10 protein-coding genes and 2 pseudogenes are annotated in these 12,813 nt (G+C 69.7%); 4 read left to right on the top strand and 8 right to left on the bottom strand.

The window, feature by feature from the left end; translation table 11 throughout:
• Nucleotides 1–66 precede the first annotated feature (66 nt).
• Complete coding sequence (locus ACZ3ZE_RS06075) at nucleotides 67–1,428, top strand: erythromycin esterase family protein (RefSeq protein WP_361171154.1); 1,362 nt, start codon at nucleotides 67–69, stop codon at nucleotides 1,426–1,428.
• A gap of 558 nt (nucleotides 1,429–1,986) precedes the next feature.
• Here ACZ3ZE_RS06075 and ACZ3ZE_RS06070 read toward each other — a convergent pair.
• Nucleotides 1,987–3,501, bottom strand: coding sequence for a flavin-containing monooxygenase (locus tag ACZ3ZE_RS06070; protein WP_467258532.1), 1,515 nt, complete (start codon nucleotides 3,499–3,501; stop codon nucleotides 1,987–1,989).
• Nucleotides 3,502–4,106: 605 nt separating this feature from the next.
• Nucleotides 4,107–4,256, bottom strand: a complete 150-nt coding sequence (locus tag ACZ3ZE_RS06065; RefSeq protein ID WP_467257610.1) for a DUF2188 domain-containing protein — start codon at nucleotides 4,254–4,256, stop codon at nucleotides 4,107–4,109.
• On the opposite strand from ACZ3ZE_RS06065, the gene ACZ3ZE_RS06060 reads away from it, so the two are divergent.
• Nucleotides 4,240–4,704, top strand: coding sequence for a DUF1214 domain-containing protein (locus ACZ3ZE_RS06060; RefSeq protein WP_467257607.1), 465 nt, complete (start codon nucleotides 4,240–4,242; stop codon nucleotides 4,702–4,704). The genes ACZ3ZE_RS06065 and ACZ3ZE_RS06060 overlap by 17 nt on opposite strands.
• A gap of 177 nt (nucleotides 4,705–4,881) precedes the next feature.
• The gene (locus ACZ3ZE_RS06055) at nucleotides 4,882–5,382 is read left to right on the top strand and encodes a hypothetical protein (RefSeq protein WP_467257604.1); all 501 of its coding nucleotides are present in this window, start codon (nucleotides 4,882–4,884) and stop codon (nucleotides 5,380–5,382) included.
• Between the two features lie 34 nt (nucleotides 5,383–5,416).
• Here the strand turns inward: ACZ3ZE_RS06055 and ACZ3ZE_RS06050 are convergent, their stop codons facing one another.
• The 6 genes and pseudogenes from ACZ3ZE_RS06050 to ACZ3ZE_RS06025 all read right to left on the bottom strand — a co-directional run bounded on the left by ACZ3ZE_RS06050 (nucleotide 5,417) and on the right by ACZ3ZE_RS06025 (nucleotide 10,692).
• Nucleotides 5,417–5,902 (bottom strand): DUF1214 domain-containing protein, encoded by a 486-nt coding sequence (locus tag ACZ3ZE_RS06050; protein WP_467257601.1) that lies wholly within the window; start codon nucleotides 5,900–5,902, stop codon nucleotides 5,417–5,419.
• A gap of 322 nt (nucleotides 5,903–6,224) precedes the next feature.
• Nucleotides 6,225–6,665: pseudogene (locus tag ACZ3ZE_RS06045) on the bottom strand (DUF1254 domain-containing protein); the annotation flags it as partial.
• Nucleotides 6,666–6,721: 56 nt separating this feature from the next.
• Nucleotides 6,722–6,817 (bottom strand): annotated as a pseudogene (locus ACZ3ZE_RS06040) (hydantoinase/oxoprolinase N-terminal domain-containing protein); the annotation flags it as partial.
• A gap of 128 nt (nucleotides 6,818–6,945) precedes the next feature.
• Nucleotides 6,946–7,269, bottom strand: coding sequence for a Cif family virulence factor (locus ACZ3ZE_RS06035; RefSeq protein ID WP_467257598.1), 324 nt, complete (start codon nucleotides 7,267–7,269; stop codon nucleotides 6,946–6,948).
• A gap of 432 nt (nucleotides 7,270–7,701) precedes the next feature.
• A complete protein-coding gene (locus ACZ3ZE_RS06030) occupies nucleotides 7,702–9,069 on the bottom strand; it encodes a pyridoxal phosphate-dependent decarboxylase family protein (protein WP_467257595.1) in 1,368 nt (455 codons plus the stop codon).
• Nucleotides 9,070–9,417: 348 nt separating this feature from the next.
• Nucleotides 9,418–10,692, bottom strand: coding sequence for a DUF2254 domain-containing protein (locus ACZ3ZE_RS06025; RefSeq protein ID WP_361171160.1), 1,275 nt, complete (start codon nucleotides 10,690–10,692; stop codon nucleotides 9,418–9,420).
• A gap of 262 nt (nucleotides 10,693–10,954) precedes the next feature.
• Between ACZ3ZE_RS06025 and ACZ3ZE_RS06020 the strand changes: the two genes are divergently transcribed.
• The gene (locus ACZ3ZE_RS06020) at nucleotides 10,955–12,802 is read left to right on the top strand and encodes a glycoside hydrolase family 15 protein (RefSeq protein ID WP_361171163.1); all 1,848 of its coding nucleotides are present in this window, start codon (nucleotides 10,955–10,957) and stop codon (nucleotides 12,800–12,802) included.
• The last annotated feature ends 11 nt before the right edge of the window (nucleotides 12,803–12,813 follow it).

Genomic DNA, 12,813 nt, shown 5'->3' with positions numbered 1-12,813 from the left:
GGCAACGGGACCCCGGGGCCCTATTTCTCACGACCCGAACGCAAGTTGATCGAAAGGTACAAGCAGATGACTACTCACAAGAAGCGGATCAGCCGCACGCGGCTCCTCGTGGCGGTGGCGATCGCGGCAGGGGCGGTCCTTGCTCCGGTGGCGGTCAAGGCGGCCACCGTCGACACGGTCCCGGCGGCCAGGGGGAAGCAGGACCCCGTACACGTACTGGAGCGGGCTGCTCATCCGCTGCGTGCGACCGAGCCGGGTGGAAGCACGGCCGACCTGCGAGCGCTGTCCGCGATGATCGGCGACGCCAAGGTGGTCGGCCTCGGTGAGGCGACCCACGGCTCCCATGAGTTCTTCACCATGAAGGAGCGGGTCTTCCGCCACCTGGTGGAGAAGAAGGGCTTCACCACCTTCGCCCTGGAGTTGAGCTGGTCCGCGGGCCTCCAGATCGACGACTACCTCCAGACCGGCAAGGGCGACGCCCGCGAGATCGCCGCACAGACGCTCGCCAACTCTCCTTGGGAACGCGAGGAATTCGTGAGTCTCATCGAGTGGATGCGTGACTACAACCGCAACCACCCCGACCGTCCCGTGCACTTCATGGGCGACGACATCGGTGCCCCCTCGTTGAACGACGCGTTCTTCGAACGAGTGACCGGCTATGTGATGAAGAACCGCCCCGAGGCCCTGCCGCGGCTCAACGAGCTCTACGCAGGCCTGCGGCCCCTCGACGACGCCTTCGCCTACCTGGCCAAGCCGCTCACGGAGCGGCAGCAGCTCGCCGCCAAGGCGCAGCAGGCCCTGGAACTGGTCAGCAGCCATGAGGGCTCCGGCGGAGACGCTTTCGACTGGGCCGAGCAGAACGCCCGCTCGATCGCCCAAACCGCCAAGTTCCTCACCTTGAACCCGGCCGATCGGGAGTCCATGAAGAGCCTTCAGCGCTTCCGCGACGAGGTCATGGCTCAGAACGTCACGTGGTGGCAGAAGCACACCGGCGACAAGATCCTGGTGTCGGCGCAGAACAACCACGTCGGCTACGCCTCCGACAACCCCGAGCTGTACCCCAAGACGCAGGGGTCGTTCCTGCGCGACACCATGGGCGAGAACTACCTGCCCATCGGCTTCACCTTCAACCAGGGCTCGTTCCTGTCGAAGGACGCCGCCCTCGGCGGCGAGTGGAAGAAGTTCACCGTGGGCGCCGCCGAGCCCGGCAGGAACGAGCACACCCTCGACCAGGTCCGTCACCAGGACTTCTACCTCGACGTCCGCAAGGCACCGGCCGCCGCTCGCGCCTGGCTCAACGTCGCCCGGCCCACGCTCAACATCGGCACGCAGTTCCCCGAGAAGCCCCGCGACATCGCGCTCGTCAAGTCCTTCGACATTCTCATCCACCTCCACGAAATCCGGGAGGCCGAAAAGATGAAGCCGTGACGACCGCGCCGCGCCCCGCCCGGACGAGCCGCGAGAAGAGGCTGGTCAACAACTCACCGTCCACAGCCCGCAACGCTCTCATCCGCCTACGCGGAACCGACCCCGCCCGCTGTGGGGCCGTCACGAACACCCCTGCCCCAGACCGGCCGGCTTGCGCATGGGACGACCTCCGCAGCCCCGTCGCCGCGGCCCGCCCGAAGGCCGGTTCGAAGGCCGACGCACCGTAACGGGAGAGACCGGCACCGGCCCGGCGGGCGCTCACACGCCCGCCGGGCCGGTGCTCATCCTTGCTCCCGGGCATGCCGCAGGTCCGGCCGGAGAAGGAAGCCCCCAGCAGGACGGCCCGGCCCGAGCGACAGCCGTGCCCGCTGCGTTCACCGCGGCTCACCCAGCGCGGTCAGCGCTCAATTCATGCCGGCTCAGGGGCTGGACGACGGCCACGGCGTGCGGACAACCACACGAAGCGGCGGCGTAGGGCCGTGATGCCGCGGGGCCGGGTTGCAGAGAGTACTTCGCCCGGTACCGCATGAACACGGGGCTGCGGCTTCGAGTGCCGCGTCATGGCTGCTCCGTGTTCGCGGCTGCCGTACGGTCTCCAGGCCGCGGCCTTGCCTGAGCGGGGAGAGACAGGGGGCGGGCCGGGGTGTCGAAGGTGTAGGCGCCGGCGTCGAAATGGCGCAGACGGCGTACCAGCCGTCCGGTGGACCACGGCCAGGCGAACGCGTTGCGCCCGGTGGAGGTGAAGTAGTAGCTGGTGCAGCCGCCTGTGTTGTAGACCGTGGTCGCGAGCGCCTCCTGGACGGCGGTCTGGTGCGCGGCCTGCGCGGCCGGTCGGACGTTCAGGGCACGATGGCCGCCTTGGTCGAGGTGAGCCAGGGCGGCGGTGAGGTAGGTCAGTTGCGCTTCCAGGACGGTGATCGCGGAGGTGGAGCCGCCGAGCAGGTTGGGTCCGAGGAGCAGGAAGAGGTTGGGGAAGCCGCTCACGGTGGTGCCCAGGTACGCCTGCGGTTCACCGTCCCAGGCTTCGTCGAGTGTCTGGCCGTTCGTGCCGTGGAGGGTCTTGGCCAGCGGCAGCTCGCCGACGCGGAAGCCGGTGGCTTCGATGAGCACGTCGGTGGGGACGGTGGTGCCGTCGGCGCCGACGACCTCGTTGGCGCGTACGGCGCTCACTGCGGTGGGATGCAGGCTCACGTGCGGCTGGGACAGGGCCCGGTAGAAGGAGCTGGACGTCAGGAGGCGCTTGCAGCCCAACCGGTAATCCGGTGTCAGGTGCCGGCGCAGCTGCCGGTCGCGGACCGCTACGTGCAGGTGCACGCGGGCGCCCGCCTCAAGGAGGCGAGTGGCCTGCGGATGGCGGAAGGCGTAGCCGAAGCCCTCCTGCAAGGCGTACTGGCCGGCGCGCAGGGCGCCGCGCGCTCCGGGTAAGCGGTCCATGAGCCGGTTGAGCGCCGTGGGGAGTGGCAGATCGGGCTTGGGCAGCACCCACTGGGCGGTGCGCTGGAAGAGGTTCACGGTCGCGGCCCGGCGTTCGATGGCCGGGACGATCTGGACGGCGGAGGCGCCGGTACCCACCACGGTCACCCGTCGGCCGGCCAGGTCGACGCTGTGATCCCACTGGGCGGTGTGGAACACGGGACCGTCGAAGTCCTCGATGCCGGGGGCGTCCAGGCGGCGCGGGAGGTGCCACGGGCCGGTGGCCAGGACCAGTACCGCCGCGCTGTACGGTCCATCGCTGGTCTCCAGCAGCCAGCGGCCGGCTGCCCTGTCCCACCGTGCCGCAAGCACCTGCACACCGCAGCGCAGCACGTCGCCGAGCCGGTAGCGCTCGGCCGTGGCCTGCAGATAGGCGAGGATCTCCTGCTGTCCGGCGAAGACCCTGCTCCAGGCGGCATCCGGGGTGAAGGAGTAGCTGTAGAGCGTCGAGGGCACATCGCAGGCGCACCCCGGGTAGGTGTTCTCCCTCCAGGTACCGCCGATGTGTGTCCCCTTCTCCAGAACGAGGACGTCGTCGAACCCTGACTCGCGAAGCCGAACGGCGGCGCCGATCCCGGAGAACCCCGCTCCGACGACCACGGCTCGCACGTCCCTGACAGTCCGCGCACTCTGCGCCGGGATCACAGCAGCGCTCCGGCCAGGCGGCCGGCGCACAGGCCGCCGCGCGCACACAGCTCCCGCAAAGACGTTCGACGGGCGGAACCCGACCACTGGGTCTGGGACGTAGCAGTGCGGGACAGCAAGGCAATGGGGGACGAGACGCGCCTGAGTAGTGTGATCACCTACCGCCAACGATCAAGACGCCGCGGCGTCACCCCACCCGACGGCAACCAGGGTTCAATGTTCGCCGTGCAAGGCGGCCGTCTGCGGAGTCCTCGCCGATCAGCCGACTGCTTTGAACGTGTTGGCTTCACCAGAGCGGGGCGGGCCGCGGGCCAGCAGCTCCTGCTCTGCGTCCCGCGCAGGGTCGGTCGCCGTCGGCGTGGCGCAGTGAGCACGGCTGCAACGCGTCGTGAGCGCTGTCCTGCTGCGGTGAGAGATGTGCACCTGCCTCCCCCGGATCGCGGCAGTCGAGCTTCACAGCTTCGGCTCTGGGCCCAGGGCGGGGGCGCCGGAGCGGGAGCGGCCGGCGAGTGAGGCTGCCCTGGAGGAGGCCCGCGCGTTCCCCTGCCCTACGGCCACGTTCATCGGGGGATGCCGCGGGGGGCGTCGCCGTAGTCGTAGGCGGCTCTGATGTGCCCGTCGCGGGTATGGACGACGACCTGTGCGGGGGTGTGCTCCTTGGCATGCCGGCGTGCCGAGGAGAGGGAGGAGTCCTTGGACGTCGAGGCCAAGGACCGGTGGTTCGCCCAGGCGATCGTGGCTTCCCCGGCCATGTTCCGCCGGGCCGTGGGGCAGGGCTCGCTGTACTGGCTCGGCCTGCGGGACGCCGCCGGGAACTACCTCGACGGCGGCCGTACGTACCGGCTGACCGTTCCGCTGCCGGTACCGGCCGGCCTGTTCTGGTCCGTGACCGCCTACGACGCGCGGACCCGGTCCGAGGTCGTGGCCGAACAGGGGCAGGCGGCGCTGCGGTCCCTCTTCGAGATGCTGGAGCCGGCGGACGGCGCCGACAGCGTGGACGTGTACTTCGGACCGGTCGAGCCTCCGGGCGCGGAGGGACGGTGGATCCAGACCGTCCCCGGCCGCGGCTGGTTCACGTACTTCCGCCTCTACGGACCGGAGCAGGCGGCGTTCGACGGGTCGTGGAAGCCGGGTGACTTCGAGTCGCTCGAAGCCTGACGGCCGAGCCCTTCGGAGTGGGGTGCCCGGCCTGCGGACGCCGACGCCCCTCTCCCGAACCTGACCAGCCAGAACAAGACCCCCCATGCCCCGGCCGGCGGCATACATCATGGCCGTATGATCGATCCTGGCGCACCGCAGTCCATACAGACGTAGACCGCCGTCGATCCGGGTGCGTTGCTGGCACTGTCCGACGAGTACCACGCCCGCACCGTGCGATCACTGGGCAGCCGAACGGTGGCCGGTCACCGGGTCAAGCCCTACGTGATCGAGGCGCCGGGCCGTACCGTGACAGACGAGTACGTGCGGACCGTGCTGCGGGTCGCCGCCGATCACCTGGCGACGGGGCAGCTCCGGGGCTCCCTCGGGCTCGCCGTGCTGCTTCTCCACGCCGGTGGCGACGGCGACTACGTCCTCGTCCGCACGTGGATCGAGGGGTACATGTCCGACCTCGCCGTCTACGTCGGTCCGGCCGGTGGAGCCGACCGGCTCCGACCCGGGCGATCAGGACTCGCCCCTTGCGTGTGGGAAGCGGCGGTCCTGGCTCACGAACGGGACGCCTTCACCCGGCACGTACTGGACGGCCACGGGCCGCTCGAGGAGCGGCTCGTGGCCTGGCGCGACGACACGACGCAGGGAGGTCCGATGACCGCCGCCGCGTTCGGCTCTGTTCGCTAGAACGGGTTCTCGTAGACAAAGCGACCGCGTTCGCTCAGCGGTCGACGCGGATGACGGCCGGGGGTGCGTAGCGGCCGGTGAGGATGTCGGGGGTGGGCAGGTACTGGCGCAGGATGAGGCGGAACAGGACGCCGGGTTCGGTGGTGGGGAGCCAGTTGGACTCCTTGTCCGGGCCGGGGTTCTCGCGCTGGAGGTAGAGGGTGAGGGAGCCGTCGGGACCGTAGGTGAGGTCCTTGGTGAGGCTGCCGAGGTGGTAGCGGCCGATCGGGTTCTCGACGAGGAAGCCCTGCGGGTTGAGGTACATGGTCACCGACCAGAAGGCGTCCACGGGCGGGAAGTCGTCGGGGCCGAAGCGGAGTTCGTAGCGGTGCTCGCCGGAGAGCGGGTCGCCGTCGCCGTCGAGGATGGCGCCGATGTAGTACGCCTCCTTCGCGCTGTTGGCGAGCAGACCGACCTGGGCGATCTCCAGGCGGGAGAAGTAGTCGGTGCCCCAGTCGCCGATGGTGTCGACGTCGACCATCACCCAGCTTGTTGCGGGACGGGCCGGCGAAAGGCATGTCCGCGTACAGGTCGCACAGTCCGTCCGCGACGGCCCGCCGCAGGCCGTCGAGGGCTGCGGGGTGGAGCCGGGAGGGATCGAAGGGGTGGTGCGGGGTGATGCCGACGCGGGCGATCAGGCCGAGGACGCCGGCGTCGGCGGCCGGGGGCGGGCTCGCGCTCAGGCGGTCGGCGAGCATGCGGTAGTAGTCCAGGGGGTCGCCGCCCTCGCCCCGCCAGTCGCGGGCGGGCGGGTTGGCGGCGGGGTCGGGCTTGGGGGTGGCGGGGTCGGCGGGGCGCAGGGTGATCCGCTTCTGCAGGGCCACGGCGGCGGGGACGTCGTCGTCGAGGATCGTGACGCGGGCCAGGAGGCAGATCAGGGGGGTGGGGGCGGTGATGACCCGGGTGATGCCGTCAGGGACGGTGCCGCGCCAGCCGTGCCCGGCCAGCAGGTAGTCGCCGCCGGTGGTGTCGCCCATGCGCGTACCGACGTAGCCGAAGCTGTTGGTGTACATGTCCAGGAGCTGGACGGTGAAGTAGCGGTCGGTGACGGGCGGGACGGTGAGGACCACCGCGCCGCCGGACAGGTCCACGAACGTGCGCGAGTACGGGGCGTCGACGATCGGCGTGACGAAGTACGTGTCCTTCGGCTCCGCGCGTCGCCGGGTGTGGTGGATCTCGTTGATCGCGCCGCGGTGCGTCGGGGCGGACGCGTCGACGTGCCACTCCCACAGGCTGCGGTGCATCTCCAGGAGCGGGAAGCCGTAGCGGAAGGCCGCCATGCCGAGCCAGTACCCCCGGCCAGGTCACCCGGCGTCGTGGGCGCCTTGGCCGCGAAATAGGTACCGCTGTGTTCGTCATAGGCGACGACATCGGTGAAAGTCCCACCGATGTCCATGGCCACCCGGTATGTCATGCCGCCTCCCGGCTTTCTCAGGGGATCGCCGAGGACGTTAGCCCGAGGCTTCTGGGCAGGGCTGTGCACGGCGCATGGGTGGCTGGCCGCCGCAGTGCGCCGCGCACGGTTCAGTGATCGTCGGCGGGGACACCGCCCGCCTGCTGCACGTCCTCGTGCAGGTGAACGATGCGCCACTGCGCGTCGAGACCCTGCTGCAGGACCGCGGTGTTTCGGACCAGCTCGGGGCGCAGCTCACCGCCCGACGGGTCGGGCGCGAAGTCCACCCGCAGCCAGAAGCGCAGCACCGCGATGTCACCGAAGACGTCCACGACCTGCCCGTACGGCTCCAGCCCGGTCTCCACCGGCCCTTCGCCGCCGGCCGGGCGTTCCTCGCGCACCCGGTCCAGCTCCGGCTTCCCGAAGAGCAGCCCGGCAGTCGCGGAATCCCACACGGTCGCCTCCTGGAGGTGAGGTGTGGAGAGGGAACACGTCGAGCGGGGCAGCGACGGGCAGTCAACCTACACACCCGGGCAGCTCATGATGCGCGCCCATGCGCCCTTCACGGCGCGTTGACGGGTGCGTGGTCGATACCCGGGCTCCGTACGAGTCCTGGCCCGATGTCCGGTGGCGCCGGCCTGCGGAGATGGTGGCGTTGACGCCGTCGATGGGCGAGATGGTCTGGGAATGGTCCGGATCTTGGAGTTCTCTCGGGACCTCCTGCGGCGCGGCAGAGCGTGAATCGCGAGGAAGAGCTGCGCCATGGTTCAACCGGCGTGGGATGGTGTCGAGGAAGGCGACTTGGGGCTACAGCCCTTGAGACGCGACTGGATGTCGATCTCGGCAGGCCGGCGTGAGGTGTCCTGCGTCCGCAGGTTCGACTGTCGTCAGGGCTCTCTGGCCGCGCGCCGGATCGCGTCGAGTGTGCGCGCCACATCGTCGTCGGTGGTCGACCAGTTGCTCACCGAGATCCGCATGACGCGTCTGCCGTGCCAGGTGGACCCGCTGATCCATGCCGTGCCGTCGTCGAGCAGCCGGGCGAGTACCCGGTCGGTGCGTCCGTCGCTGCCGAACTCGGCGCAGACCTGCGTGAACGCGACCTCGTTGAGAACGGTCGCGCCGTCGATCTCGGCGAGGCCGGCGGCGAACGCGGAGGCGTGGCGACACAGCCGCTCGACGAGGTCGGAGACTCCCGATCGGCCGAGGGACCTGAGGGCGGCCCACACGGTGAACGCTCGGCCGCGCCGCGAGAGTTCGGGCACCTTGTCGATGGGGTCGCCGTGCTCGTGCTGGATGAGGTAGTCGCCACGCTGGCCCATCGCCGCCCGGACCGCGGACGCGTCGCGCACGATCGCGAGTCCGCAGTCGTAGGGGACGTTCAACGTCTTGTGGGCGTCCGTCGCCCAGGAGTCCGCGTCCGCGCAGCCCGCCGTGAGGTGGGCGCAGCGCGGCGAGGCGGCTGCCCATAGTCCGAACGCGCCGTCGACATGGACCCAGGCGTCTGCCTCGCGCGCCGCACGGATGCTCGCGGCGAAGGGATCGAAGGCGCCGGAATGGATGTCGCCGGCCTGGAGGACTACGATCGTGGGGCTCTGCCCGCCCGTTGTCAGCGCCCTGCGCAGGGCCTCGGGTTCGATGCGTCCCTGATCGTCCGCCGCCACCAGTTCGGGCCGACCGAGCCCGAGGTAGCGCAAGGCCAGGTCGATGGCCATGTGCCGGGACTCGCCGGCGACGACACGCACGTGCGGGCCACTCGTGAGACCGTCGCGGGCGACGTTCCAGCCGGTGCGGCGCAGCACCGAGTCCCGCCCGGCGGCGAGGCACGTGAAGTTCGCCATCGTCGCACCCGTGGTGAAGCCCACGGAGCTGTCCCTCGGCAGGCCGAGCAGATCGAGCAACCAGGCGCCGGCGATCTCCTCCGCCGCCGCGTACGCGGGCGAGACCGTGCGCATCACACAATTCTGGTCCCAGGCGCTGACCAGCCAGTCAGCAGCCAGCGCGGCCGGCTCGGTGCCGCCCACCACGAACCCGTAGAAGCGGCCGCTGGGGAACGCCGTGAGCCCCGGCTCACAGGCCGTGGCCAGCAGGTCGACGACGTCGGCAGGTGTGCTGGGGCCGGCAGGCAGTTCGGCACCGAGCGCGCTCACGATCTCGTCGACCGAAGCGCGGGCGGGAATCCGGCGGTCGGGCAGGCTCGCCAGCCACCGGACAGCATGGTCGTACGCCTGTCGGAGCGCCGCCTCACGCGCGTCCATACCTCGGACTATGCGACCTTCGCCGCCGTCCCGCAAGCCGACCGTGGTCGGGGTCCCTCGCGAGATCCGGAGGGAGGGTCCGGATGTGTTCCGGCTCCCCTGGAAGCCTTGCGCTCGCACGGCTCCTCGGCGCGACAGTCCCGTACGCGCGGCTCGGCGGAGAGACGCGGCGGCGTCCGTCAGGCGTTTCTGCGAACTCGGTCCGAGCCCGACGCTATGAGCGCCTCCTGCCTCCCGCGCGGTCGGTGCGCCGAAGGGGTGGGGGAGACACAAGCGTTGGAGTTGGACCGGCGACGAGGTTCTTCTGCTGCGCAGGACGGACGGACGTGTGCGCCGCTACGAGAGGTACTACCCACCGATGCCCTGGTGGTCGGGCTGTTGCGCGATGGCCCGGCGGGCCGGGTCGGCGAACTCTCGATCGATCGACCCCTGAAGCAGGCTGATCTCCGCTCGCACAGCGGCGTGCTGAGACGGCGGCAGGGTGTCGAGCAGGCCGTCGAGCATGGCGTGGAGCCGTCGGCAGACCTGCACGGACGACCCCCCGTACTCGCGGATCTCGCATACGGCGAGCTGAAGGAAGTTCTCCCAGTCACGCCCTGGGAGCACGAGCCGGGCGTGCCCGTGGCGATCGGCCAGCACATAGCGACCGGGGAGGCGTGTGCTGCCGACCGTGTGCAGGAAGGACTCGATGTAATTGATCACCTGCACCGCGGTCGTAGGGTCGTTCACCGCGGGGGAGAGGGCCCTGATGGCGATGTCGACGAGGACCCTCAGGGCGAATGCGGGGTCCTGATCGATGGTGCGCTCGGCCCCGAGGGCGACGAGACCGGTCACCCGGTCCGGGTCCGGTTGCGACGTGCCCCCGTGGACCTCGATGAGGACAGTGCCGGGCGGTACGAAGTCGCCGATCAGACGGGTCGCGACGAAGACGCAGTCGTGGCGCGCCGCCTCCGCGACCAGCCCGGCCGCGTTGAATGCCTGGATGGCTCCACCGCGTCCGGTGCGGATGCGCATCACCGGACCGTCGGGCGACACGGTTCCCTCTCCGCGTGGTGCCGCGTCGCGGATCGCCGCGGCCCCGCTCGTGAAGACGGTCTCTCCCATGCGGGTGACCAGCTCGGCGACGGCCACCGGTCGGAGACTGTGCGTGAACCTGTTGAGGTAGATGAGAAGGAGCACGAGGCTGACGGCCACCGCCACGCCGGCCAGGGTGACCCCGAGGTCGGGGACGGAGTCGGTCTCGACGCTGCGCATCAAGGAGAACGCGAACGCGAACGTCCCGGTGAAAGTCGCCAGCACCGCTTTCTGCAGCCGGTCCCGGTACCACAGGCGCATATAGCGAGGGGAGAGGGTTCCCGTCGCCTGCTGCACGACGAGTACGCCGATGGTGACGACGAATCCGAGCAACGCCACCATCGCCCCCACAATGGCGGAGAGTACGCCGCTCGCCGTCGTCGCGGAGTACTGCCAGCCGCTCGGCGGCCAGTCCGCGCTGTCGGCGGTGAGCGCGAGCTCAGAGAGAAGGACGCCGAGGAAGAGACCGAACAACGGCACGATCCACAGGCTCGCCTTGACGTATTGCCGCAGCCTGAATCTGGCTGCCCAGGACGTCCGGACACCCACGCCATGCCTCCTTCACCCGGAGGAGTCCGTTGCTCATGAGGCACATGAGTGCGCGGGCTCCCTCAGCGGGAGCGCTGCCCCCTCACCGTAGAGCCCTTTTCGGAGCGGCGCAGCGGCAGAGCTCCCGACCGCGCCCGGTGCGACTCGCTCGCCAGGACGGGACGACACCATCGGCCTAAGCTGGCCGAACGGTGCCTGGACTGCCTCGGGCGTCGCGTAACGGTGCCCGAACGTTGTCTGACGGGGCCGAAAGGGGCTCAATATGGACGACTACCCCCTGATCGAGAACCACGGCCTGATCGGTGATCTGCAGACCGCGGCCCTCGTGACAACCGATGCGACGATCGACTGGTTCTGCTGTCCGCGCTTCGATTCGCCCAGCATCTTCGGTGCTCTGCTCGACCGACGGAAGGGCGGCCACTTCACCGTCAGGCCGGCCGCGGACGCCTACACCACCAAGCAGCTCTACCATCCGGACACCGCCGTTCTGGTGACGCGTTTCATGACCGAGGCCGGGGCGGGCGAGGTGGTCGACTTCATGCCGGTGACCGGCACGACGGCGACGGACCGGCACCGTCTGGTCCGTATGCTGCGCTGTGTGCGGGGCAGCATGACGTTCGAGGGGGAGATCGCTCCGCGCTTCGACTACGGGCGCAAGCCGCACAAGCTGCACATCACGGAGCACGGAGCCCTGTTCACTTCGGAGGGCATGGACCTTGCTGTGCACGCCGTCCGTGAGCCGCAGGACGACCGGCTGCTGACGGTCCTCTCGGGTGACAAGGACCTGCGTTTCAGTCTGACCCTGCAGGCCGGTCAGCAGCGCGGCCTGATCATGGAGTCGTCCCCCGGCGAGCCGCCGCACGAGGTCCGAGTGGCGGAGTTCGAGCGGCTCTTCGACGAGACAGTCGGTTTCTGGCGCTCCTGGCTGGGGCAGTCCGTCTACTCGGGACGCTGGAGGGAGGCGGTGGAACGTTCGGCCGTGACGCTCAAGCTCATGACCTACGCGCCGAGCGGCGCCCTGGTCGCCGCCCCCACGGCGGCGCTGCCCGAGCAGTTGGGCGGGGAGCGCAACTGGGACTACCGGTTCACCTGGATCCGTGATGCGTCGTTCTCGGTGTACGCGTTGCTGGGCCTGGGTTTCAGGGAAGAAGCGACGGCGTTCATCAGCTGGCTGCACGACCGGGTGAAGGAAAAGGCCGGCAACGGGGATGCCACCGGGCCGCTGAACATCATGTATCGCGTCGACGGCTCCTCCGACCTGGTCGAGGAGACCCTGGAACATTGGGAGGGGTACTGCGGCTCCGCCCCCGTCCGCATCGGCAACGGAGCAGCGACCCAGCTGCAACTGGACATCTACGGCGAGGCGCTCGACAGCATCTACTTCGCGCACCGGCACGGCATGCACCTCGACAACGGGGGCTGGAAGGCGCTGCACACACTGCTCGACTGGCTGGTCGACCACTGGGATCAGCCCGGAGAAGGGCTGTGGGAGACCCGTGGCGGCCGGAAGGACTTCACGTACGGCCGCGTGATGTCCTGGGTGGCCTTCGACCGCGCCCTGCGGATTGCCTTCGACGACGGGCGTCCCGCGGCCGGTGGCCGCTGGGTGGACGCCCGCGATGAGATCTACGCGCAGGTGCTCAGCCGGGGATGGGACCCGCAGAAGCAGGCCTTCGTGCAGCATTACGGCGACGATGTCCTCGACTCGTCGCTGCTGCGGATGCCCACGGTCGGGTTCATCACGCCGGACGACCCGATGTGGAAGTCCACCCTGGACGCGATGGAACGTGAGCTGGTCAGCGACAGCCTGGTCTACCGCTACAACCCGGAGGCGTCTCCCGACGGACTGCGCGGTTCCGAGGGAACCTTCTCCCTGTGCACGTTCATGTACGTCGACGCCCTGGCCCGGGCCGGACGCACCGACACGGCCAGGCTGGTGCTGGAGAAGATGCTCTCGTACGCCAACCACTTGGGCCTGTATTCCGAGGAGATCGGCCTGACGGGTCGGCAACTGGGCAACTTCCCGCAGGCTTTCACGCACTTGGCGCTGATCGACGCGGCGATCACCCTGGACGCGAAGCTCAATGGAGCGCGCAGGGGCGGGAGGTAGTCGCACGGAGC

This window comes from Streptomyces sp. NPDC023157 (assembly GCF_055560575.1).
The sequence above is the reverse complement of the archived record's forward strand: the minus strand, read 5'-3'. Positions and strand labels throughout refer to the sequence as shown.